At 61.8% G+C, this 23,917-nt stretch carries 21 protein-coding genes and 1 pseudogene; 13 read left to right on the top strand and 9 right to left on the bottom strand.

Annotated features, from left to right (window positions below; translation table 11 throughout):
* Window positions 1-111: 111 nt before the first annotated feature.
* From ACERZ8_RS12550 to ACERZ8_RS12540, 3 genes are all read left to right on the top strand, one after another.
* Complete coding sequence (locus tag ACERZ8_RS12550) at window positions 112-516, top strand: hypothetical protein (protein WP_407592520.1); 405 nt, start codon at window positions 112-114, stop codon at window positions 514-516.
* A gap of 143 nt (window positions 517-659) precedes the next feature.
* On the top strand, window positions 660-1,952 hold the full coding sequence (locus tag ACERZ8_RS12545; protein ID WP_407592519.1) for an O-acetylhomoserine aminocarboxypropyltransferase/cysteine synthase family protein: 1,293 nt from the start codon (window positions 660-662) through the stop codon (window positions 1,950-1,952).
* A gap of 152 nt (window positions 1,953-2,104) precedes the next feature.
* On the top strand, window positions 2,105-4,663 hold the full coding sequence (locus ACERZ8_RS12540; protein ID WP_407592518.1) for a hypothetical protein: 2,559 nt from the start codon (window positions 2,105-2,107) through the stop codon (window positions 4,661-4,663).
* Between the two features lie 38 nt (window positions 4,664-4,701).
* Here the strand turns inward: ACERZ8_RS12540 and hppD are convergent, their stop codons facing one another.
* Window positions 4,702-5,796, bottom strand: a complete 1,095-nt coding sequence (gene hppD, locus ACERZ8_RS12535) for a 4-hydroxyphenylpyruvate dioxygenase (protein WP_407592517.1) — start codon at window positions 5,794-5,796, stop codon at window positions 4,702-4,704.
* A gap of 139 nt (window positions 5,797-5,935) precedes the next feature.
* Here hppD and ACERZ8_RS12530 point away from each other — a divergent pair, with 139 nt between their 5' ends.
* Window positions 5,936-6,391 carry an Lrp/AsnC family transcriptional regulator gene (locus ACERZ8_RS12530; protein WP_407592516.1) on the top strand — a complete coding sequence of 152 codons (456 nt, stop codon included), beginning with the start codon at window positions 5,936-5,938 and terminating at the stop codon, window positions 6,389-6,391.
* Between the two features lie 142 nt (window positions 6,392-6,533).
* Window positions 6,534-8,414 carry a monovalent cation:proton antiporter-2 (CPA2) family protein gene (locus ACERZ8_RS12525; RefSeq protein WP_407592515.1) on the top strand — a complete coding sequence of 627 codons (1,881 nt, stop codon included), beginning with the start codon at window positions 6,534-6,536 and terminating at the stop codon, window positions 8,412-8,414.
* A gap of 85 nt (window positions 8,415-8,499) precedes the next feature.
* Here the strand turns inward: ACERZ8_RS12525 and cobT are convergent, their stop codons facing one another.
* Window positions 8,500-9,507: a nicotinate-nucleotide--dimethylbenzimidazole phosphoribosyltransferase gene (cobT, locus tag ACERZ8_RS12520; protein ID WP_407592514.1), complete on the bottom strand. Its 1,008-nt coding sequence runs from the start codon at window positions 9,505-9,507 to the stop codon at window positions 8,500-8,502.
* 72 nt (window positions 9,508-9,579) lie between these two features.
* Between cobT and cobS the strand changes: the two genes are divergently transcribed.
* A complete protein-coding gene (gene cobS, locus ACERZ8_RS12515; RefSeq protein WP_407592513.1) occupies window positions 9,580-10,338 on the top strand; it encodes an adenosylcobinamide-GDP ribazoletransferase in 759 nt (252 codons plus the stop codon).
* Window positions 10,339-10,390: 52 nt separating this feature from the next.
* On the opposite strand, the gene ACERZ8_RS12510 is transcribed toward cobS, so the two are convergent.
* From ACERZ8_RS12510 to ACERZ8_RS12490, 5 genes and pseudogenes are all read right to left on the bottom strand, one after another.
* On the bottom strand, window positions 10,391-10,903 hold the full coding sequence (locus ACERZ8_RS12510; protein WP_407592512.1) for a CarD family transcriptional regulator: 513 nt from the start codon (window positions 10,901-10,903) through the stop codon (window positions 10,391-10,393).
* Window positions 10,904-11,206: 303 nt separating this feature from the next.
* Window positions 11,207-11,542 carry a ferredoxin FdxA gene (gene fdxA / locus ACERZ8_RS12505; RefSeq protein WP_407592511.1) on the bottom strand — a complete coding sequence of 112 codons (336 nt, stop codon included), beginning with the start codon at window positions 11,540-11,542 and terminating at the stop codon, window positions 11,207-11,209.
* Window positions 11,543-11,594: 52 nt separating this feature from the next.
* Entirely contained in the window at window positions 11,595-11,981 is a 387-nt protein-coding gene (locus ACERZ8_RS12500) for an RNA-binding S4 domain-containing protein (RefSeq protein WP_407592510.1), read from the bottom strand.
* Window positions 11,982-14,831, bottom strand: a pseudogene (locus ACERZ8_RS12495) (helicase-related protein).
* A gap of 33 nt (window positions 14,832-14,864) precedes the next feature.
* On the bottom strand, window positions 14,865-15,323 hold the full coding sequence (locus tag ACERZ8_RS12490) for a tetratricopeptide repeat protein (RefSeq protein ID WP_407592509.1): 459 nt from the start codon (window positions 15,321-15,323) through the stop codon (window positions 14,865-14,867).
* A gap of 173 nt (window positions 15,324-15,496) precedes the next feature.
* Between ACERZ8_RS12490 and ACERZ8_RS12485 the strand changes: the two genes are divergently transcribed.
* The 7 genes from ACERZ8_RS12485 to ACERZ8_RS12455 all read left to right on the top strand — a co-directional run bounded on the left by ACERZ8_RS12485 (window position 15,497) and on the right by ACERZ8_RS12455 (window position 22,128).
* Entirely contained in the window at window positions 15,497-15,787 is a 291-nt protein-coding gene (locus ACERZ8_RS12485; protein WP_407592508.1) for an SCP2 sterol-binding domain-containing protein, read from the top strand.
* Window positions 15,787-16,728, top strand: a complete 942-nt coding sequence (locus ACERZ8_RS12480; RefSeq protein ID WP_407592507.1) for an alpha/beta fold hydrolase — start codon at window positions 15,787-15,789, stop codon at window positions 16,726-16,728. The genes ACERZ8_RS12485 and ACERZ8_RS12480 overlap by 1 nt, the downstream gene beginning before the upstream one ends.
* Window positions 16,729-16,766: 38 nt before the next feature.
* Window positions 16,767-17,765 (top strand): ligase-associated DNA damage response exonuclease, encoded by a 999-nt coding sequence (locus ACERZ8_RS12475; RefSeq protein ID WP_407592506.1) that lies wholly within the window; start codon window positions 16,767-16,769, stop codon window positions 17,763-17,765.
* On the top strand, window positions 17,762-19,354 hold the full coding sequence (locus ACERZ8_RS12470; protein WP_407592505.1) for an ATP-dependent DNA ligase: 1,593 nt from the start codon (window positions 17,762-17,764) through the stop codon (window positions 19,352-19,354). The genes ACERZ8_RS12475 and ACERZ8_RS12470 overlap by 4 nt, the downstream gene beginning before the upstream one ends.
* Entirely contained in the window at window positions 19,347-20,018 is a 672-nt protein-coding gene (locus ACERZ8_RS12465; protein WP_407592504.1) for an amidohydrolase family protein, read from the top strand. Before ACERZ8_RS12470 ends, ACERZ8_RS12465 begins: the two co-directional genes overlap by 8 nt.
* Window positions 20,019-20,080: 62 nt before the next feature.
* Window positions 20,081-20,203, top strand: coding sequence for a hypothetical protein (locus ACERZ8_RS12460; protein WP_407592503.1), 123 nt, complete (start codon window positions 20,081-20,083; stop codon window positions 20,201-20,203).
* A 104-nt stretch (window positions 20,204-20,307) separates the two neighbouring features.
* The gene (locus tag ACERZ8_RS12455; protein ID WP_407592502.1) at window positions 20,308-22,128 is read left to right on the top strand and encodes a M3 family oligoendopeptidase; all 1,821 of its coding nucleotides are present in this window, start codon (window positions 20,308-20,310) and stop codon (window positions 22,126-22,128) included.
* 79 nt (window positions 22,129-22,207) lie between these two features.
* Here the strand turns inward: ACERZ8_RS12455 and ACERZ8_RS12450 are convergent, their stop codons facing one another.
* Together ACERZ8_RS12450 and ACERZ8_RS12445 are read right to left on the bottom strand one after the other, a co-directional pair.
* On the bottom strand, window positions 22,208-22,906 hold the full coding sequence (locus ACERZ8_RS12450) for a VPLPA-CTERM sorting domain-containing protein (protein ID WP_407592501.1): 699 nt from the start codon (window positions 22,904-22,906) through the stop codon (window positions 22,208-22,210).
* Between the two features lie 344 nt (window positions 22,907-23,250).
* Window positions 23,251-23,796 (bottom strand): phosphoribosyl-AMP cyclohydrolase, encoded by a 546-nt coding sequence (locus tag ACERZ8_RS12445; RefSeq protein ID WP_407592500.1) that lies wholly within the window; start codon window positions 23,794-23,796, stop codon window positions 23,251-23,253.
* Window positions 23,797-23,917: the final 121 nt, after the last annotated feature.

Here is a 23,917-nt window from a genome sequence, read left to right as displayed (position 1 = left end):
GCCTGACTTGTGTTTACGCAGGTGAAATTCTTCACCGGTTGTGCTATTTTATCGTCAAGTCAAAAAATCGTTTCCTGGGGGGCTCTCATGGCCAGCATTACCAAGAGATTTATGGACAATCTCGCTCGGAATTTTATCGAAAACCGGCTGGATGCAGTGACCGAACACTTCGTCTTTCCCAATCCGTTTTATGCGCATGACACATTACAGGTGTTTGGGGCGCCCTGCACGATGAAAGAGGCGCTGACGCTTTACCGCGACGCCACGGTGCGTGCTGGAATTACCAACATCGTGCCCCGCGTTCTGGCCGAAGGCGTCCCCGTGAACGGGTATTCCAATGTCTGGATCGAGTGGGATCACTTTGACCAGTCAGGCACCTGCTTGCGGACAAGCCAGGTGCATTACGTGCTCTACCGCGATGACTCCGCGCTGTTCCCGAAGATTGAACTGGTGGAATACAAGGCCATGGCCTTTCCCGAAGTGTCGGCCAGCTTTGCGATGGCCAAGATCGCCTGAGCAGGCGCGCACGCACACAACGGCGATTTCCCGGCGCATCCTGACGGGGCGCGGTCCAAATTTGCGTGATCGCCTTGCCCAGACCGTCACCTTTGCCTATCGATGGCGCAATCACAGCGCCTTATGGCAAAGGAACCCAAGACATGACCGATGGTCCAAAATACGGCTTTGATACGCTTCAGATTCACGCGGGCGCACGGCCTGACCCCGCCACTGGCGCCCGCCAGACGCCGATCTATCAGACAACCGCTTATGTTTTCCGCGATGCCGAACATGCCGCGGCCCTCTTTAACCTGCAGGAAGTCGGCTACATCTATTCCCGCCTGACCAACCCCACAGTCGCCGTTTTGCAGGAACGCATCGCCACCCTCGAAGGCGGCGTGGGGGGCGTGTGCTGTTCCTCCGGGCACGCTGCGCAGATCATGGCCCTTTTTCCGTTGATGTCGCCCGGCAAGAATGTCGTCGTCTCGACCCGTCTTTATGGCGGCACAGTCACACAGTTCAGCCACACCATCAAACGCTTCGGGTGGGAGGCGACATTTGTCGACTTTGACGATCTGGACGCGGTCAAGGCTGCCATCGACGACAACACCCGCGCGGTGTTCTGCGAGTCCATCGCCAACCCCGGCGGCTACATCACCGATCTGGACGCGATCGCGAAAATCGCCGATGCCGCCGAAATCCCGATGATCGTCGACAACACGACCGCCACGCCCTACCTCTGCCGCCCCATCGAACACGGGGCGACGCTGGTTGTGCATTCCACCACAAAATACCTGACCGGCAACGGCACGGTCACCGGGGGCTGCGTTGTCGATAGCGGCACATTCGACTGGTCCGCGAATGACAAATTCCCGTCGCTGTCCCAGCCCGAGCAGGCCTATCACGGGCTGAAATTTCACGAGACGTTCGGCCCCCTTGCCTTCACCTTCCACGGCATCGCCATTGGCCTGCGCGATCTGGGCATGACAATGAACCCGCAGGCGGCGCATTACACGCTGATGGGCACCGAAACGCTGTCTTTGCGCATGGAGCGGCATGTCGAAAATGCCGTCAAGATCGCCAACTGGCTCGAAAAGGATGACCGGGTCGATTATGTGACCTATGCCGGTCTCAAATCCTCGCCCTACTATGATCGCGTGGCCAAGATCTGTCCGCGCGGCGCAGGCGGTCTGTTCACCTTTGCGGTCAAGGGCGGCTATGACGCCTGTATCAAGCTGGTGAACGCGCTGGAAATCTTCAGCCACGTGGCCAATCTCGGGGATGCACGCTCGCTCATCATCCACTCGGCCTCAACCACGCACCGCCAGTTGACAGCCGACCAGCAACGCGCCGCCGGGGCCGCCCCCGAAGTGGTGCGCGTGTCCATCGGCACCGAAGACGTGGATGACCTGATCGCGGATCTGGATCAGGCTCTGTCCAAAGCCTCAAGCTAAGACGCAACTCCACGTGTGCCCGCCCCCGGGCGCACGCGCATGTTTGATCAGAACACACGGCTTTTTCTTTGCATGGGCAAAGTCCTGCTTTATCTTAAGGAGGACAGACAGGTGCGTTTCATCCCAGCACCGAAATTGCTAAAAGGCTGAACATGAAGCCGAACTTTGCGCTTTCCTTGTCCTTTGACGGGATACGCCTGCTGCAGCGTGCAGCCGGTGGATGGCATCTTCTTGGCGAAGTGTCGGTGTCCGATCCTGAATTGGCGGGTGCCCTTGCAGACTTGCGCAAATCGGCTGACGAGATTGGCAGCGCCCCCGTCACAACCAAGCTGATCATCCCTGATGAACAGGTGCGCTACCTGACGATCCGGACCCCCGGACAGGATGATGCCGCACGCAAGAAAGCCGCGCGCGCGGCCCTTGATGGCGCGACCCCCTATCCGGTTGATGCGCTGTCCTTTGACATTTCGCCCGATGGCGACGCCACGCACATCGCCGCAGTGGCGCGCGAAACGCTGCAAGAGGCCGAAGGGTTCGCCGTTCAGCACGGGTTTGCGCCAGTCAGTTTTGTCGCCGCCGGTGAAGGTGCGGATTTTCTGGGCGAGCCGTTCTTTGGCCCGACCGCACATGCGGCCAAGGCTTTGCCACCCGGCACAGAAGTGAAACCCGACGGCGTCCGCGTCGTCATCGTCGAAAAACCGCCCGAAGCTGATGCGCCGGTCGATGAGCCCACCGAGGTCATACATACGGAAACGTCTGCTGTACCGCAGGTCGACGACGCGCCCCCGGTCGAGGCGGAACCGGATACACCACCGTCTGACGAGGAGGCGGAAAGCCCCAAGGTGCTCGCACCGCAGATCGCGCAGGTCACAGCCGAGGACGACGAAGCAATCGAGGCCGAGGCATCGCCAGAGTCCACGCCCGACGCCGTACCCGAACCAACACCAGAGGCTGAAACCACAACTCCGCCGCTGTTGGGCTTTGCCACCCGACGCCGCCAGGACCCGTCCTCGGATGCGGCACCGGTCCGTCTTGGCGGTGTCACACGGACCGCAGCACCGGCGCGCACCACACCGCCGCTCAGCACCACACCGCCCGTGGCTATGCCGTCGCCGCCCGCAAAAGGTGCGGACGAGATCAATCTGGCCACCCCGCCCAAATCCGCAACCGACAGCCTGCGCCCGACCCCGTTGGTCGCGGCGCGCGACAGCACCCCACCCCCGGTCGCCGCGCCAGCTCCAAAGACGCGCACGGGCGGGTTCCTGTCGCGCCGCAAGACGCCGCCCAAAGCGCCCCCGCCGCTGGAAAAACCCGCCGCCCGCGTCGCCGCGCCAAGGGTCAATCCATCGCAGAACGCAATGGAATCCGACCGGATGACCGTGTTCGGGGCACGCGGCGACGGGACAGTTGGTGGCAAGCCGCGCTTCTTGGGCCTGATCCTCATGGCCATCCTGCTGGTGTTCCTCGCCGGGGTTGCTGCCTGGGCCTCGGTGTTTCTGGACGACGGTCTGGCACGCCTGTTCCCGGGCCGCGAACGCACGCTGGCCTCGACCCTGCCCGATGACACACGCGCATCGCTGGCCGAAGATGTGGGGGCCACAACCGATCTTGCCCCCGATCCCGAAGCAGAAGCAGACGGCGTCGTTGTCGCCGCACTGAACGACTCGCTCAGCGACGATGGCCTCAGCGCCGAAGACGCCGCCGTGCTGGACGCTCTGCGCGACCCCCTGCCCGATCCGGTCGCACCCGAAGAACTCGACGCCGCAGCGCTTGAGGCGCGATATGCGGTGACGGGCATCTGGCCGAAAGCACCCGATTTGCCCACCCCGGCAGACGTGATCGATATCGAAGACCTCTATGTCACCGGCATCGACCCGGTCAGCCCGGCTCTGGATGCAGTCGCCCTGCCCGCCTCTGCCTCGTTCCGCACGGATCGCCAGCTTGCGCTCATCACCTCCCCGGCCGCACCGGGCACAAATTTCAAACGCGACGCCCAGGGCCGGATCATTCCAACAGTGGCCGGCGCGCTCAGCCCCGATGGGTTTACCGTGTTTCTGGGGCGCCCGCCGGTTGAACCGCCAGCCGCATTCGTGCGTCTTGATACGGGCGAAGAGGCACGGCCAAGCACAAGCGCGCTGGCGCAGGTCCGCCCGCGCAACCGGCCCACCGACCTTGTTGAACAAAACGAACGCGCCACGCTTGGCGGTCTGTCCCGCAGCGAGCTTGCCGATCTGCGGCCACGCCTGCGGCCACAGGCCCCGCAAGAGATTGAAAACATCCTGCGCGACGTGATTGAGGAAAACGCGGCGGAGGAGACACCCGTGTCGACCCTCGCTGCGGCCTCATCGCTGCGCCCCGAAACCCGGCCCCGCAACTTTGCCCGCACGGTTGCGCGGGCTACGCCAACCCCCGAACCCCAACGCACTGCTGCGGTCGCACCGCGCACGGTGACGCCTTCCATCCCCTCATCGGCTTCCGTCACGCGCGAGGCGACGGTGCGCAATGCCATCAACCTGCGGCGGGTGAACCTGATCGGGGTCTACGGCACACCATCCAACCGACGCGCGTTGGTACGCCTGCCAAACGGGCGGTACAAAAAGGTCGAAGTCGGCGACCGCTTTGACGGCGGACGCGTGTCGGCCATCGGTGACGCCGAATTGCGCTATCAAAAAGGTGGGCGCAACGTGGTGCTGAAGATGCCGCAGGGCTAAACCAACGCGCCCTGCCAGCTATCTCCAGTCAGGCGCGATCAGTCTGCCGTCAACTCGCCGCTGTCGATCTGTTCCTGCTCGATGCTCTCGAACAGCGCCTTGAAATTCCCCTCTCCGAACCCGTCATCGCCTTTGCGCTGAATGAATTCGAAAAAGATCGGCCCGATCACGGTTTTCGAGAAAATCTGGAGCAGGATCTTGGTCTCGCCCCCATTGACGACGCCCTCGCCGTCGATCAGAATGCCGTGTTTGCGCATCCGGTCCAGCGGCTCTTCATGGCCGACAACCCGCGATGTGCTCAGATCGTAATAGGCATCCGGCGGACCGGGCATGAATTTCAGCCCGTTTTCTGCAATCGCATCGGTGCTGTCATAGATGTCGTCAGACCCGACCGCGATGTGCTGAATGCCCTCACCCTTGTATTTGTTGAGGTACGCCACGATCTGCCCGGTCTCCCCCCGATCCTCGTTGATCGGGATGCGGATGCGACCGCAGGGCGACGTCAACGCCCGGCTGAGCAGGCCGGTAAACTTGCCCTCGATGTCGAAAAAGCGGATTTCCTTGAAGTTGAACAAGTCTCCGTAAAAGCGGAACCACGTGTCCATATTGCCCTTGTGGACGTTGTGAGTGAGGTGATCGAGGTAGAAGAACCCCACGCCGCGTGGCTTGGATTGCGCCAGCCACTCGTATTCCTCGTTATAGGGCGACGTGTCGTAATACTGATCCACGAAATAGATCAGGCTGCCCCCGATCCCGTAGATCGCAGGCACGTCCAGCACCTTGTCCGTGTCCTCGTAAGGTTCAGCGCCCAGCGACAGCGCGCGCTCATATGCGGCCTGCGCATCCACGATGCGCCAGCCCATTGACGGCGCACAGGGCCCGTGCGCTTCGACAAAGCGCGCACCAAAACTGTCGGGTTCGGCGTTCAGCACATAGGTGATATCGCCCTGCTGCCACAATTCCACATTCTTCGTCTTGTGGCGGGCCACCTTCTTGTAGCCCATGCGCGTGAACAGCGTGCGCAACGCCTCAGGCTCAGGATGCGCGAATTCGACAAACTCGAAACCATCCGTGCCCATCGGGTTGGCCTCGGTGATCTCTGATTTCGGGGCGTCATGCGGGAACGGACCCATGCGGCATCTCCTCAAAAGGGGTGTTTCGCGCATAATTACGACAGACAGGCCACAGTTTTTGCGCAATATGCATCCCTTGCCTGTCATTTCATGCGGGTTTGCCGCATAATATCCGCATATCATGCCAAAAAGGCCGCACATGCTTGATTCCATCGACACCCGCCTGCTGGCCGCACTCCAGCAAAACGCGCACCTCACAGCACATGAGCTGAGCGAACGGCTGAACCTGTCGGCCAGTCAGATCGGACGACGCCGACAGCGGCTCGAAGCCGAAGGGTTCATCGAAGGCTATGTGGCGCGCCTCGATGCCGCGCGCCTCGGCCTCAGCGTGCAGGGCTTTGTGCAGGTCCACCTCAGCACCCATGGCCCTGAACACTCCGCCAGCTTTGCCCGCCTGTTGGACACACAAGCCGAAATCACCAGCGCGTGGGCGATGACCGGGGATGCGGATTACCTGCTGCGGGTCTATTGCGCCGACCTCAGCGCGCTTAACAGCCTGATCCATGACGTTCTTTTGCCGCACCCGGCCGTGGCCCGTGTCCACAGCCAGATCGTGATGGACCAGCTAAAGCGCGACGGCCCATTGCCGACCTGACACGCGGCCCGCCTGCACAGACGGGACAGTATTTCCAGCACCATGCGGTCAAATCCGCCGCTTTGTCGTGCATTGGACATCTTGCCGGTTGTACTTACCCGCAAAGGTTCACATTCTCTGCGCAACCTGAAAGGCTACGTGCATGGAAAGCTTTCTGTATCAGGCGTCGATCTACCTTGCAGCAGCAGTGCTTGCGGTGCCCATCGCGGCACGCCTCGGGCTTGGGTCGGTGCTGGGCTACCTCGCTGCGGGCATTCTGATTGGGCCGGTTCTGGGCCTTGTCGGCGCAGAAACCGAGGATTTGCAGCACTTTGCCGAATTCGGCGTCGTGATGATGCTGTTCCTGATCGGGCTTGAGCTGGAACCCCGCGCGCTTTGGGACATGCGGCACAAACTGCTGGGCCTTGGCGGGCTGCAGATCGCACTGTCGACCCTTGCGCTGATGGGGGTCTCAATGGCCTATGATCAGCCATGGGGCGTCGCACTTGCCATCGGTCTCACACTGGCGCTGTCGTCAACGGCCATCGTGCTGCAGACCCTGTCGGAAAAGGGGCTGATGCAGACCGGCGGGGGGCGCTCCGTGTTTTCAGTCCTGCTGACGCAGGATATTGCGGTCATTCCCATTCTCGCCTTCCTGCCCCTGATCGCAGTCACCCTGCCGGTGCAGATCATGCAGAACGGCGCAATCGAACGCACACATGACGGCCACGACGGCGGCGGGCACGGGCACGGATCGCTCAGCCTTGTCGAAGGGCTGCCGGCATGGGGCGTCACCCTTGTCACCATCGCGGCGATCATCGCGGTCATTCTGGCCGGCGTGTTCCTGACGCGGCCCGTCTTTCGGTTCATCCACGCCGCGCGCCTGCGCGAGATGTACACGGCACTGGCCCTGCTGATCGTCGTATCAATCTCGTTCCTGATGATGCTGGTCGGTCTGTCCCCCGCCCTTGGCGCATTTCTGGCGGGCGTGGTTTTGGCCAGTTCCGAGTTCCGTCACGAGCTGGAAACCGACCTCGAACCGTTCAAAGGCCTGCTTCTAGGGCTGTTTTTCATCACCGTCGGTGCGGGCATCAACTTTGCACTGCTCTTTGCGGACTGGCCTGCGCTGATTTCCATGGCCTTGCTGGTCATTCTGCTCAAGGGGATCGTGCTTTATTGCCTTGCCGTCGCATTCAAGATCCGTGGGCGGGATCGCTGGCTCTTTACGCTGGGGCTCGCGCAGGCGGGTGAATTTGGCTTTGTGCTCGCCGCCTTCTCTGTGGGTCAGGGGGTCATCCCGCAGGACGTCGCGCAGACCCTGTTGCTGGTCATCGCGCTCACCATGCTGATCACCCCGCTGCTGTTCATCCTCTACGAGATGATTTCGCGCCGCATGGCCGAAACCCATGGCGACGTCGAGGCCGACGAAATCGACGAGGAAGGTCCGGTCATCATCGCAGGCATCGGGCGTTTCGGTCAGATCGTGAACCGGTTGCTGCAGGGCACCGGGTTCAAGACCGTGGTGCTGGATCACGACATCGAAACGATCGCCCTGATGCGCCGGTTCGGGTTCAAGGGGTTTCTGGGCGATCCCAGCCGCCCCGACATCCTGCACGCCGCGGGCATCGACACGGCACGCATCCTTGTGGTTGCTCTGGATGATCCAAAGGCCGCCACCAGCCTTGTTGCCTATGCCCGCAAGGTCCGCCCGGACATTCACATCATCGCCCGCGCCTATGACCGGGTGCATGTCTACAATCTGTATCAGGCAGGCGCAGACGACATCGTGCGAGAGATGTTCGATGCTTCGCTGCGGGCAGGCCGGTATGCGCTCGAAAACCTCGGCCTCAGCGAATACGAGGCATCCGAGGCTGAACACCTGTTTTACACCCATGACCGCGATGCAGTGCGCCAACTGGCCGAGCTTTGGGATCCGAATATCCCGACCTCCAAGAACGACGCCTACGTGGCCCGCGCGCGCGAGTTGGAAAAGGACCTCGAAGTGTCCCTGTCCGCCCGGCAGGACGAACCGAAACGGGCCTGATCCGCGCGATGGCCAAGGGCCGGTGGGCGGGCGCCTTTTCACGCGCGCTGCAAGGCGCGTGTGAGAACAGTGCCGCCCGGCGGGCTCAGGCGTCAGACACGCCCGCCTCGCCGAATGTCGCCATGCCGGAATGGCACGCAACGGCCCCTTTCAGGATGCCGATGGCCAATGCAGCCCCCGACCCTTCGCCAAGGCGCAGACCCAGCGACAGCAATGGCTCTTTGCCCAAGGCCTCCAGCATTCGCGGATGCGCCCCTTCGGCGCTTTGATGCCCTGCAACCACATGATCCAGCGCGCCCGCAACCGTGCGTTCCAGACAGGCCGCCGCCGCGGTGCAGATAAAGCCGTCCATGATCACCGGCACCCGCAAGGTGCGCGCCCGGGCGATTGCCCCGGCCATGCCCGCCAACTCGCGCCCGCCAAGGCGCATCAAGACGTCCAGACCATCGCCTGCCTCTGCATGCGCCGTCAGCCCATCGGCGACGACCTTGGTTTTTAGCGCCAGTGCACCGCCCTCGACCCCGGTGCCGCGCCCCGTCCAGGCGGTGGCGTCTCCGCCGAACAGCTTTGCGGAAATCGCGGCGGCGGAGGTGGTGTTGCCGATCCCCATCTCGCCCACGACCAGCAGGTCGGTCTGTGGGTCAACCGCATCCCAGCCTGCGCGCAAGGCGGCGACAACCTCGGCCTCGGACATGGCCGGACCGGCGGTGAAATCGGCAGTGGGCGTGTCAAGATCCAGCGCGACCACGTCCATGCGCGCCCCAAAGGCTTTCGCCAGTTGATTGACCGCCGCACCGCCATGTTCGAAATTCGCAACCATCTGCACCGTGACTTCCGGCGGAAAGGCGGACACGCCACGGGCCGCAACGCCGTGGTTTCCGGCAAAGACGATGACTTGCGGCGCATTGATCGCAGGGCGCGCATCGCCGCGCCAGCCTGCATACCAGATCGCCAGATCCTCAAGCCGCCCCAGCGCGCCGGGGGGTTTGGTCAACTGGCCATTGCGGTCCGTGGCACCCTGCACCGCCTCTGCATCCGGCCCCGGCATGTCAGCCAACAGCGCGCGCAATGCATCCAATGTCTCAAAGCTCATTACGTCTTGTCCTTGCCTGTTTACCCTTTGCTCATTACCCATTGAAAACCCAGCCGCAAGTCAGGACCGGACATGGCACGCCAAGAAACCGACACGCCACTGATGCAGCGCCTTTGGGATGTGCCTGCAGCGCTCGTTTTGCTGACACGCCTGCCGCTGCCACCCCTGCCCGATCACGCCTTTACCAACGGCGCGCGGGCGGTCTGGGCCTATCCGCTGGTCGGCTTGGGTCTGGGCGCGATCATCAGTGTGATCTGCTGGGGTGCGGCGTTGGTCCTGCCGCCCATGATCGTCGCGGGGCTGGTGCTGGGGGCGCTTGTCCTGCTGACGGGCGCGATGCACGAGGACGGGCTGGCCGACACAGCCGACGGCCTCTGGGGCGGGAATGACCCGGCGCGCCGCCTTGAGATCATGAAGGACAGCCGCATCGGGGCCTACGGCGTGCTGGCCCTGATCCTTGTCATGGGTCTGCGTTGGCTCGGCATCGCAGATGTGGGCGTTGGCGCGCTGGTCGCCGCGCTTGTGATCTCGCGCGCGCTGATGACCCCGCTGATGCTGGCCCTGCCCCATGCGCGCGACACGGGGCTCGCCCACAGTGTCGGACGGCCCGACACCGGCGCGGTGATTGTCGCCGTTCTGATTGCGGCCCTGTGTGCGCTGATCCTTGCGGGCGGTGCGGGCCTTGTTGCACTGATCATCGCAAGCGGCGTGGCCGCAGGCATGGGCGCGCTGGCACGGGCCAAGATCGGGGGGCAAACGGGCGACATTCTTGGGGCCACTCAAATCTGCACCGAAATCGCCGTGCTGCTAACACTCACCGCGCTGACATAAAAAAACGCGCCCCGGTCAAGAGCGCGTTTTCACATCTTTTAGTTTCGGTGGCTCAGGCCGCGACGCGGCTGGTCAGCACATCGCCCACTTCCTTGGCGGCCGCCAACTCGTCGCCACCGGAAACGGCGGCCACTTCGCGGGTCAGACGCTCAAGGGCAGCTTCGTAAAGCTGACGCTCGGAATAGCTTTGCTCGCGCTGATCGTCGGTGCGGTGCAAATCGCGCACCACTTCGGCAATGGCAATCAGGTCGCCCGAGTTGATCTTTTGCTCGTATTCCTGCGCCCGGCGCGACCACATGGCCCGTTTGACCTTGGCCTTGCCCTTCAGCGTCTTCATCGCGTGGGCAATCACGTCGGGGCTGCTCAGGGCACGCATCCCGATTTCGGTCGCTTTGTTGGTGGGCACGCGCAGCGTCATCTTGTCCTTCTCGAACGAGATCACAAACAGCTCAAGCGAAATTCCTGCCACTTCCTGGCTTTCGACCGAAATGATCTGGCCAACACCATGCGCCGGATAGACCACGAATTCATTGGGGCGAAAGTCGAGTTTCTTAGATTTTGTCATTCTTGTTCCTCATAAGACGCGCTGGACACGACCCTTTTCGACAGTCAAATCCGCATCAGCCGGGGCAAACATGCCACGCCTAAGGTGCGGTTCAGGTCGAGATTTTCATGCGGCCCGCGATATGATCGACCGGCCAAGGGTGCATCCGTTTGTCGTTTGTAAAATCAATATAACACAAAAATGGCGGATTCGGAAGCTTACCTTAAGACAGCAAAAGGAAGCGCACGGGTTTTCAGTCTGTTACGCGCCAAAGCTCATGCCGCACATGCACAACGCCGCCGCGAAAAAGCGATTCGAAACGGATCAGCCGCCTTCGCCCGGGCTTTCCGAGAACAGCTCCATCTTGCCTTCCTTGCCGTCCATCTCGTCAGCGGTGGGCAGCGGGTCTTTCTTGGTGATGATGACGGGCCACATCTCGGAATACTTGCGGTTGAACTCGACCCATTTTTCCATGTCCGGCTCTGTATCGGGGCGGATCGCGTCAGCTGGGCATTCAGGTTCGCACACGCCACAGTCGATGCATTCGTCCGGATGGATCACCAGCATGTTCTCGCCCTCGTAAAAGCAATCCACCGGGCAGACTTCGACGCAGTCGGTGTATTTGCAGGCGATGCAGGAATCATTGACGATGTAGGTCATGCGGGCGCTCGTGTGCTTAGGGTCAGCGGTTTAGGTAAATGAGTGTGACGTATCATTCAAGATGGCGGGCACGCGAAAGATCACCCTGCCGTCTGTCGCGCTTGGTCGGCCGCCCTTTTCCCTCGAAACGCGGATTTTGCGAAACGGGTGTTTCGCGCGGCGCAGGTTCGGGGGACATGTCATTGTAAAGCGCCTGCGCCTCGGGGGCCGGGCCGCGCCGGGTGCCGATGGCAACAATCTCGATGATGCGCACGTGATCGCCAATGGCAAAGGTCAGAACATCCCCGCTGGCAACGGTCGTTGCGGGTTTGGTGACCCGCGCGCCGTTGACCCGCACGTCGCCTGCCGCCACGCGGGCGGCTGACAACGACCGGGTCTTGAAGAAACGCGCAAACCACAGCCATTTGTCCAGCCGCAGCTTGTCCGGCGCATCCGCCAATTACTTGTTGTCCTTCAGCCCCATGAGGGCTGCGGCAAACGGATTGTCGGGATCGATCTGCTTTTCCCGGCGCGGGGGCCGTGCGGAAAAGTTCTGCCCCTTTCCGCCATCGCCGTCCTTGCGCGGGCCTTTGCCCTTGCCCTTGGGCTTGCCCCCTTTGCCACGCGGCTTGCCGCCCTGCGCCGGGCGACCCCGGTTGGCGGCCGGTGCACGGCCCCATGTGAAGGTGTAGAAAACTTCGATTTCAGGCGCGGCGATCTCTGCATCGGCTGCAACGCCTGTTTCAACCTCGGTCTCTGACACAGCCGGGATTTCTGCCGCAACTTCGGGTGTTTCGGCGGCCTCGGCAATGATGGGCGCCTGGCCCTCGTCGGGGATATCGGCCACCCCGTCCGGCACATCTGCCGGTGCGTTTGCGTCCATGACGGGCGTGTCGGTCTTTGGCTCTTCGGTGACGACATCCGTGACCGGTTTCACCTTCTCCCGCTCGCCCTTTTCAGCCTTGTAGCCAAGGCCGGTCATCAGACCGGCAAACTGTTCCAGCGTCATGCCGGTGATAGACAACATGTCGGCCTTGGCCTCGAACCCGCCACGCGAGATCCTCGGCGCGCAGCATGTCGGCCAGACGTTCCAGCATGTCGATGCGGATCGCCCGTTCGCCCGCGTTGCGATAGCCCGCCATCGTATCGGCCCCTTCGGCGCCGTCCGTCATGGCCGGAATCGTGACCAGACCGGGGGCGGGGATTCGGGGAATTCGCCCAGACCTTTCGACAGTGACCACAACACCAGACGCAACCGCGTGGGCGCGGGTTTCAGCAGCAAAGGCATGAAAATGGTGAACTGGCCAAAGCGGATGCCGTGCTTGCGCAGCGCGCCGCGCGCGTCCTGATCCAGTGCCTTGACCTCGTCGGCCACAGCCGAACGGGGCAACACGCCCAGCGCCTCGATCAGACGGAATGCAAAGCCCTTGGCCAGACCGGTCAGCGCCTCATCCTTTTGCATGTTCAAGAGCGGCTCAAACAGGGCCGCCACCTTGCGGTCGATGAAATGCTGCGCGCGGCGCTGCACTTTCTGCGCGACCTCGGGGCCTGCCACATCGTCCACAAACACCTCGACCTGCGGTTTCAGGGGATCGGATCCCGCAACCAGTTTGCCCACCGCGGCAGAACCCCACATGAGGCCGCCCTGCTCGGTAAAGTCGATCTCCGTATCGGGCGCGTTGTAAAAGCGGTCAGCGCGCAGATGGAAATGGGGGGCCAGCGCCTGCAAGGCGGCAGACTTGATCGTCTTGGCCTCGGCAGCACCGGCACCCTTGTCCTGAGAGAACCTGAATCCATCCAACTTGCCGACGAACTCGCCCTCGACGCTTACTTCTCCGGAATCGTTTACTTCGGCCACCATGGCCTCCTTCTGGCCAAGCCGGCGCAACAGAACCGAGGTGCGCCGGTCTACAAATCTTTGTGTCAGCTTTTCATGAAGAGCATCTGACAAGCGGTCTTCTACATGGCGGGTCTCGCCCCGCCAATGGTCTATATCGTCCACCCACCCTTTGCGCTGTGCGACATAGGTCCATGTGCGGATAAACGCCAGTCGTTTGCTGATCGCGTCGATGTCGCCATCGCTGCGGTCGATCCGCTTGATCTGTCGCGCCATCCAGTCATTGGGGATGGAGCCACGTTCGTGCAGATAGCGAAAGATAACGTCCAGAAGGCCGGAATGTTCCTGATGGCTGATACCACGAAAATCGGGCACCCGGCAGACATCCCACAGCAATTTGACTGATCGCCCGTCCGTGCAGCGCGCCGTCACCTCGGCACTTTCGGCCAGCGATTTCAGCGCCATGACATCGTCCGCCTCGCGCGCGCGCACCAGAACCTCGTGATCGGGTGGGGCCTCAAGACTGCGAACAAGCGCGTCGATGGTGCCGAATTGCAGCGCATGATTGCGCCATTGCAGTTTGGACAGCGGGGTAAATCGGTGATCCATGATCGCCTGCGCCACACCGTCGTCCAGCGGGCGCACGTCGCCGGTGACGCCAAATGTACCGTCCTTTTGCCCCCGCCCCGCGCGTCCCGCGATCTGGGCCAACTCATTGGGCGCCAGCGGGCGCATCCGCCGCCCGTCAAATTTGCTCAGCGAGGAAAAGGCAACGTGATCGATATCAAGGTTCAGCCCCATGCCGATGGCGTCCGTCGCCACCAGAAAATCGACCTCGCCATTCTGGTACATGTCGACCTGCGCGTTGCGGGTGCGTGGGGACAAGGCCCCCATGACCACTGCCGCCCCGCCCTTTTGACGGCGGATCAGTTCGGCGATGGCATAGACGTTGTCGACCGAAAATCCGACGATGGCACTGCGCGGGCGCATCCGGCTGACCTTCTTCTGGCCCGAATAGACCAGTTGCGACATCCGCTCGCGGCGCATGTACTGCACACCCGGCACCAGCGCACCAATGGGCCCGCGCATCGTATCGGCCCCCAGAAACAGGGTTTCGTGCAAGCCACGGGCGCGCAGCAGACGGTCGGTGAACACGTGCCCCCGTTCAGGGTCCGCACAGAGCTGGATTTCGTCCACAGCCAGAAAATCGACGCCCATGCCCTCGGGCATCGCCTCGACCGTGCAGACCCAGTATTGCGTGCGGGGCGGCACAATGCGTTCCTCGCCCGTGACAAGGGCCACCACGGACGGGCCACGCAGGGCGACGATGCGGTCGTAAACCTCGCGCGCGAGCAGTCGCAGCGGCAGGCCGATCACACCTGTGCGGTGGCCCAGCATCCGGTCAATTGCATATGTGGTCTTGCCTGTGTTGGTGGGGCCAAGTACCGCCACCACCCGCGCGTCGCCCGACATGGGCCATCCCCCCGATTGGCTCGGTGCTACTTGTTAAAGCTCGCGGCCAATGCCTCTGGTTTTGAGCTGCTCAAGCGCCTTGCTGGCGTTTTCATGGTTGGGATGCAAGTCGAGAACCTGAGAAAAGGCGTCCTGCGCCAGAGAATAATCGCCAAACTCCTGCAACATCACGCCGAGGCCAAAGATCGCGTTGTAATGGTCCGGGTTCAGGATCAGGGCACGCTGCAAATCGTCCAGCGCCGGGCCATAAAGGCCTTTCATGTAAAAGGCGGTGGCGCGGGCATGCCAGCCTTCGGCAAAGTCCGGCGCATGATCGGTCAGGGCCGTCAGGTGTTCGATGGCGATGTCGATCTGCTCTTCTTCCAGGGCCTCACGACCCCGGCGCAGCAGCATATCCAGCGAAGTTGAGCCCGATTTCGCCCACTCCCGCTCGATCTCGCGGCTGAGGCGAATGGCCTCTGCGGCCTCGGCGTCACGCAGGTCCCCAAGCATCTCGTCAAGAGAAGATTGCGCATGGCCAGGTAAGGAATTCCCTACTGTCAGTAAAAGTGCCGTGACGACAGGGTAGAGTTTACGCATATGTGTGCCCATAACTGTGAATGTAACAGGCCGCACAGCGAATTCCAGAGACGTGTGGGCGGTCGCAGCCAAAAAGGGCATCAAAGATGAGTGACACCGTGAACGAAGCCGTCGTTGTACTGAATGAAAAGCTGGCAGGTGCCAATTTTTCAGGCACAGCAAAGTTTGACATCGAAGGCGAAGGTGCTGTGATGATGGACAGCGCGGGTGCGCGCGCGGGCGATGAGCCTGCCGATGTGACCCTGTCCGCAGATGCCGAGACGTTCAAGGCCATCCTGTCGGGTGACACCAACCCCACCTCCGCCTTCATGACCGGCAAGCTGAAGGTTGACGGCGATATGGGCATGGCGATGTCGCTGGCGTCTGCGCTGGCCTGATGACACTGACGGTGGCCCCCCTCTTCACCGATGTGAGCCCCGCACCGCTGGAAGGGGCCGCCTATTGGACCCATGCCGCAGATGGCGTGCGCATCCGGCTGGGCGCCTTTGTCCCTGACGGGGCAAAGGGCACAGTGTTGCTGTTTCCCGGGCGCACCGAATATGTGGAAAAATACGCGCCGGCGGCAGGCGATCTGGCGCGGCGTGGCTATGCGACCTTCGTGATCGACTGGCGCGGGCAGGGTCTGGCGGACCGGCTGCTGGATGACAACCGCGTGGGCCATGTGGGCCTGTTCGCGGACTACCAGAAAGACGTGGATGCGATGGTTGCCGCCGCTGACCACCTCAAGCTGCCCAAACCGTTTTACCTGCTTGGGCATTCCATGGGGGGCTGCATTGGCCTGCGCTCGCTTTACGAGGGGCTGGACGTCGCGGCCGCCGCCTTCACCGGCCCGATGTGGGGCATCCAGATTGCACCGCACTTGCGCCCGGTGGCGTGGGCGTTGGGGCAGGTCATGCCTGCCATCGGCCACGGGCACCGCCTGCCCCCCGGTCGAAACGTCGAATCCTATGTGCTGACCGCCCCTTTTGACGACAACATGCTCACCTCGGATTACGAGATGTACGAGATGATGCAGCTGCAATTGCAGGCCCATCCCGAACTTGAACTGGGCGGGCCCAGTTTCGTATGGCTGCGCGAGGCGATGGCCGAAATGCTGACACTTGCGCGCAAACCCGCACCAGAGGTGCAGGCCGACACCTTTGTCGGCACAAACGAACGCATCGTCCATCTGGGCCGGATCGAGGCGCGGATGCGCGGCTGGGACAACGGCGAATTGCACGTGATCGAGGGCGGCGAGCACGAGGTGCTCATGGAAGGCATCGAGACCCGGAGCAGCATCTTCGACACGATCGCAGACCGGTTTGCCCAGGCCGCCTGAGGCTGGCACAAACGCGATCCCATGCTAGGTTTGCGCTCATGAGCGCGCTGACCTTCACACCCTCCGGCATCTACTGCCCCGCAGGCGACTTTTACATCGACCCATGGCGGCCCGTGGAGCGGGCATTGATCACCCATGGGCACGCCGATCACGCGCGCAGCGGCATGGGTGCCTATCTGGCGAGCGACCTCGCCGCCCCGGTCATGCGGCATCGCTTGGGTGATTTTCCCATTGAAACAGTGGGTTATGGCGAGGTGCGCCAGATCGGCGGCGCGCGCGTGTCGTTTCATCCCGCGGGGCACGTGCCCGGCTCTGCCCAGATCCGGGTCGAAGTTGCGGGCGAAGTTTGGGTCGCATCAGGTGACTACAAGGTGGTCGATGACGGGCTGTCGACCCCGTTCGAACCGGTTCCGTGCCATCATTTCATCACCGAAAGCACATTTGGCCTGCCCGTCTTTCGCTGGCAGAAGCAGCGCGATGTGGCCGCCCAGATCAATGCGTGGTGGGCGTCCTGTGCGGCGGCAGGCAAGACCGCCTTTCTGGGCTGCTATGCCTTGGGCAAGGCGCAGCGATTGCTGACCCTGCTTGATCCGCAGATCGGCCCGATCCTTACGCACACGGCGATTGAAAACACAAACGCCGTGATGCGCACGCAAGGCATCGCGCTGCCCGACACCGTACAGGCGGGCCCCGACCTCACCCCCAAAGATCATCCCGGCGCGCTTGTCCTCGCGCCGCCTTCCGCGCTCGATTCGGCCTGGGCGCGCAAGTTCGGTGCGCGCGAAACGGCGTTTGCAAGCGGCTGGATGGCGCTGCGCGGCATAAGGCGCCGGCGCTCCGGGGATCGGGGCTTTGTGATCTCGGATCACGCAGACTGGACCGGGCTGATCGATGCGATCACGCGCACGGGTGCCGAAAACATCTATGTCACACACGGGTACACCGACATTTTTGCGCGCTATCTCAACGAACAGGGCTGGAACGCGCAGGTCGTGCCCACCGAATTTGGCGGGGACGAGGCCGAGGACGCCGCATGAAATCCTTTGCCGCCCTGTTCAACGCCATCGACCAGTCGACCAAAACCACCGTCAAGGTCGCCGCTCTTGCCGACTACTTCGCAACCGCGCCCGACACCGACCGCATCTGGACCATCGCCATCTTCTCGGGCCGTCGCCCCAAACGCGCAGTGACCACCACGCGCCTGCGCGAATGGGGGGCTGAAGTCGCAGGCATCCCCCTTTGGCTGTTCGAAGAGGCCTATCCCATCGTCGGCGATCTGGCCGAAACCATTGCGCTGGTCCTGCCACCACCCTCTTCGGATTCAGATCACGGGTTATCTCACTGGATCAACGTATTGCGCGGACTTTCTGACATGGACGAGGACGCGCGCAAGGCCGTCGTTCTGCAAGCCTGGGACAGCCTTGACACCACCCAACGCTTTCTCTTCAACAAACTGCTGACAGGCGGGTTTCGCATCGGGATCAGCCAAAAGCTGATGACACGCGCACTGGCCCGCGCCACCGGGCGGGACGAGGCAGAGATGGCGCACCGCCTGATGGGCGACTGGGACCCCGCCACAACCACGTGGGACGCGCTGATCGAGGCCGATGATCCGTCGGCCAACGCCTCGCGCCCCTATCCGTTCTATCTGGCCTACGGTCTCGATGACGAGGTCGAAAACCTAGGTAAACCAAAGGATTGGCAGGCAGAGTGGAAGTGGGACGGCATCCGCGGCCAGTTGATCGTGCGGGACGGCGCGCACTTTGTCTGGTCGCGCGGCGAAGAGTTGATGACAGACCGTTTCCCCGAGTTTGCCCGCGCCCGCGATTTCATTCCCGATGGCACTGTGCTGGACGGCGAATTGCTGGTCTGGGGCACGGACGGGCCGCAATCCTTCAACGCATTGCAAAAGCGGATCGGGCGCAAGACAGTCCCGAAAAAGCTGCTGAGCGACGCGCCGGTGATCCTTTACGCCTATGATCTGCTGGAATGGCAGGGCGTCGACATTCGGCAGGAACCGCTTGCAGATCGGCGCGCAACCCTCTCTGATCTCTGCCAAAATCTGCCCGACGACGCGCCCGTCAAACTCTCCCCCAGCGTGACCTTTGACAGTTGGATAACCCTCGCCGACATCCGCGCATCAGCCCGCGACGCCTCGGCCGAAGGGCTGATGCTCAAGCGTCTGGACAGCCCCTACCGGACGGGCCGCAAAAAAGGCGACTGGTGGAAATGGAAGCTCGACCCGTTGACCATCGACGCCGTCATGATCTACGCCCAATCCGGGCACGGACGGCGCGCCAACCTGTTCACCGACTTCACGTTCGCCGTCTGGAAAGGGAACGAACTGATCCCCTTCACCAAGGCCTATTCCGGCCTCACCGATGATGAATTCCGCAAGATCACGGCATGGGTGAAAAAGAACACCAAGGAACGGTTCGGCCCAGTGCGCAGCGTCACGCCGGAACACGTGTTCGAAATCGCGTTCGAGGGCATTCAGGCCTCGCCCCGCCACAAATCCGGCGTCGCCCTGCGCTTTCCCCGCATGTCGCGCTGGCGCCATGATAAACCGATCCACGAGGCCAACAGCCTCGATGACCTCAATGAAATGCTGGACACCTATGGATAACTCAGAGCCGCCCTTTGCCCCGGCATCGCCGACAATCGCCTTTCCCGACGGTGCATGGGACGCCCATGTGCATCTGCTGGGCGGACCACAGCACAGCCTATCGCCCACGCGGGTGCAGAACCCGGCCCCGGGTTATGATTTCGATGACTGGCTGGCGATGTACCGCGCCCATCTGGCAGCGCTCGGATGCAGCAAGGGCCTGATCGTGCACACGATCCTTTACGGGGGTGACAACACCGTCACGCTGGACGCCGTCCGCGCTATGGGCGACGGCTTCAAGGGGGTCGGCCTGCTGCCGGACGGGGCGGGTCCGAAGGACATCAAAGCGTTTGCGCAGGCGGGCATCGTCGCAGTGCGCCTCAACTATGTGCATGGCGGGCTGCTGTCTTGGGATGGCGCGCGTGCGATGGCACCGATGCTTGCCGATCAGGGGATGCACATCCAGATCCTGATCCACGCCGACAAACATATCGAACAGATCGCCGACGACATCCGCGCCCTGCCCGTTCCCGTCGTGATCGACCACTGCGGCTGGCCCACGGACATGGCGGTGGACACCCCCGCCATCGACACGCTCTGCGCTTTGCTGAGCGAGGGGCACGTCTATGTCAAACTCTCCGCCCCCTATCGGTTCTGCGCGGACTGGAGTGCTGCAACCCCCTGATCCACCGCCTGATCAAGGCAAATGTCGATCATTGCCTCTGGGGGTCGGACTGGCCCTACCTCATGCTGAACGGTGTGCCGATGCCCCATGCCAGCACATTGGCCGACAGTTTCAGCGCAATCACCAGCGCAGAGGAACGGCAGAAAATCCTCTGCGACAACCCCGACCGGCTGTTCCTGTCCTGATCTTCGCCTGACCAACCGCACCGCCGCGCCGCAACCGTCGCGACACTCTTGCCCCCACCCCGTTACAGCCATACCTATGGCGCGTCACATCAATGAGGTCTTCAATGTTCAACCTGCCCTTCCCCGTCCGCGACATCAATGCATCCAGCGGGGATGACTCACTGGGCGACCTGCCCGAATGGAACCTCGACGACCTCTACACCGGTCAGGACGCACCGGAACTGAAACGCGACCTCGACTGGCTCGAATCCGCCTGCAACAGCTTTGCCGCCGACTACGAAGGCAAACTGGCCGATCTCGATGCTGCCGGATTGCTCGAATGCATCCAGCGCCAGGAACGGATCAACCAGATCGCAGGGCGCATCATGTCTTATGCGGGGCTGCGGTATTACCAACTGACCACCGATGCGGACCGGGCCAAATTCATGTCCGACGTGCAGGAAAAGGTGACGAACTTCACCACGCCGCTGGTCTTTTTCACGCTCGAACTCAACCGGCTTGAGGATGATCACCTCGCCGGCCTTCTGGACCAGAATGCGGACCTTGCCCGCTACAAGCCGATCTTCGACCGCATCCGCGCGATGAAGCCCTATCAACTTTCTGACGAGATGGAGAAATTCCTGCACGACCTCGGCGTGGTCGGGGATGCATGGGAACGGCTGTTTGACGAAACGATTGCGGGTCTCACCTTCGATATCGACGGCGAACCGCTCAACATCGAAGGTACGCTGAACTTCCTCACTGACCCCGACCGCAAGAAACGCGAAACGGCGGCGCGCGAGTTGGCCGAGGTGTTTTCCGGCAATATCAAGACCTTTGCCCGCGTGCACAACACGCAAGCCAAGGAAAAAGAGATCATGGACCGCTGGCGCGGTATGCCCACTGCCCAGACCGGGCGGCACCTGTCCAATCAGGTCGAACCCGAGGTGGTCGAGGCGCTGCGCAATGCGGTTGTCGCCGCCTATCCGAAACTCAGCCACCGCTATTACGAGCTGAAACGCAAATGGCTGGGTCTGGACGTCATGCAGGTTTGGGACCGCAACGCGCCCCTGCCCATGGAAGACCCGCGCATCGTAGGCTGGGACGAGGCGGAAAAGACGGTGATGGACGCCTACACCGCCTTTGATCCGCGCATGGGTGAACTGGCGCAACCCTTCTTCAAAAAGGGCTGGATCGATGCGGGCGTGAAACCGGGCAAAGCGCCGGGTGCCTTTGCCCATCCAACAGTCACGGACGTGCACCCTTACGTGATGCTGAACTATTTGGGCAAACCGCGCGATGTGATGACGCTGGCGCACGAACTTGGCCACGGTGTGCATCAGGTGCTGGCGGCAGGTCAGGGCGAAATGCTGTCCTCCACCCCGCTGACGCTTGCCGAAACGGCCTCGGTCTTTGGCGAAATGCTCACTTTCCGCAAAATGCTGGACGGGGCCAAGGATGACGCCCAGCGCAAGGTGATGCTGGCGGGCAAGGTCGAGGATATGATCAACACTGTCGTGCGCCAGATCGCGTTCTATGACTTTGAATGCAAACTGCACGACGCACGGCGCGGCGGAGAGTTGACGCCAGACGATATCAACGCCCTCTGGATGTCAGTACAGGCCGAATCCCTCGGGCCTGCCTTCGAATTCATGGACGGCTACGAAACCTTCTGGGCTTACATCCCCCACTTCGTGCACTCGCCGTTCTACGTCTATGCCTATGCGTTCGGCGACGGGCTCGTGAACGCGCTTTATTCGGTCTATGAGGACGGAGCCGACGGCTTTGAAGAAAAGTACTTCGACATGCTCAAAGCAGGTGGGTCCAAGCACCACAAGGAACTGCTGGCCCCGTTCGGGCTGGACGCCTCTGATCCCAAATTCTGGGACAAAGGGCTGGCGATGATTTCGGGCTTCATTGACGAGCTGGAGGCGATGGAGGGCTAAGCCCCCGCCACATGCCCAAGACCCAAAAAAGGCGACCCGCGCATGGGTCGCCTTTTTCGTTTTCAAATGTGACGGCGGATCAGGCCGTCTTGCGACGACGGCGCGCAAAGGCACCCATTGCGCCAACACCACCCAGCAGCAGCAAGGCCGACGCGGGCAGCGGCACAGGGGCCGGGGCAACCACGATATCGATGCTCGTGCTCAGTTGCTCAGTGCCGTTCGTTCCGAACAGGCTGATCGTATAGGTGCCAAAGGCCTGCGGATCGGCCGCACCATACGCAGCAAAGCCGATGTTCTGCGAATTCTGCGCAACCGAAGGACCACCCGCGTTGTCACTGTACAAAAGCGGATCAAACGGACCGCCAAATGCCAAGTTCACACCCGCGCTCGGATCCGTATCGATCCCGATCAGAAAATCCCACCCGCTGGTTGCGAAAGTCCCCGATGGCGTTTGGGACACATCAAGCGAAAACTCGAAGTTCCAGATCGCGCGGTTGCCCGGTGCATTGCTGAGAGCCGGATCAAACGTATAGGTCCGATCACCGTCATAGTTGAACTGGTTTTGCGGATCGCCATTCAGATCAAAGCGCAGCTTGCCGCGCAGACCCAGTTCGACCCCGAATGCGTTGACGCCGGTAAATGACCCGTTGGCGTTTCCGCTGCCGAACACAACGCCACCTTGCAGATCGCCCGTCCCGTTGACAGGGGCCGCCTGAACTGCGCCCACCCCAACGATGGATACCACAGCAGCCGCCAGAATTGTCTTGAATTTAATCACGTACTTTCCCTTCCCCGTAAAAAACACATGAAACGCTCGCGCAATCTCACGCCGCTCATTAAATAGATGGCATTCCCGGAATTGAAGGGCCGAGCGGCGTAATTCACAGCAATTACGCGTCTTTCTATTTCAGGTAGTGGAATTCTTCTGTTTTCAGCGCATATGCGCGTCGGTGTGGCAGGCAATTTGGCCCCGGAACGCACAAAACCAAAAACAACAGGCGGGAAATACGCCGCGGCATCCGCTCAAAGAACCACCCGCATGCCCCGCACCACATGGCCGCACCCGTACGAAAAAAGGCCCCAGCAACCGCCGGAGCCTTAGTGTTCCGTGTGGCTTGCGCATCAGCCGGGCGTGAACGGTAGTGATGAGTGGTGCAGGACGAACTTGATCTCGCCGCTGTCGAGTTTTTCGATTCCAAACGTGTATTCGACTTTCACCTCGTTGCCATCCGTCTGCATAAAGTAATAATTCCCCATCGACATCGCCGTGTCACCGCTGATCACCGTGCCCTCGCTTTCCCAGCGCACGTTCGTGTAGGGCGCAATGGCAAAACCGCCGTCCTCGGCCAGATCACCACCGACAAAGTAAGACAGGGCCTCGTCAAACGTGCCGCGGAACTGATCTTCGCTGGCCAGCGTCGGTTTGAACAGCACCGGACGTTCGCCATAGGCATAGAAATGCAGGATATGATCCTCAGCGGCCTGCCGGTAATCACCGCCACTTGTGTGGATTTCACCGATGTTGACGATGCCCTCGCCCCAGGCGCGCTTGAACTCGGACACTTCGGGCAAGGTCAGGCCCTCGGATGCGCTGGTTGTGCCAGCGTGGACGGCGGTGCTGGCACCTGCAAGAACAAGGGCGGCGGCAATCATAGGTGTCTTTTTCATGAATATCTCCTGAACGGTTGGTTGCGTGTCTGTTGTGGGAAAGGAGATAGCGACGCAGCATTCATAATTCCAATTGTTAAAAATGTGATTTTTGATAGCCTGAGGGCATTGATTGGAAAGA

The organism is Tateyamaria armeniaca (genome assembly GCF_045797845.1).
Classification (GTDB): domain Bacteria; phylum Pseudomonadota; class Alphaproteobacteria; order Rhodobacterales; family Rhodobacteraceae; genus Tateyamaria; species Tateyamaria armeniaca.
Note: the sequence above shows the minus strand (reverse complement) of the source record. Positions and strands in the feature narration are given on the sequence as shown.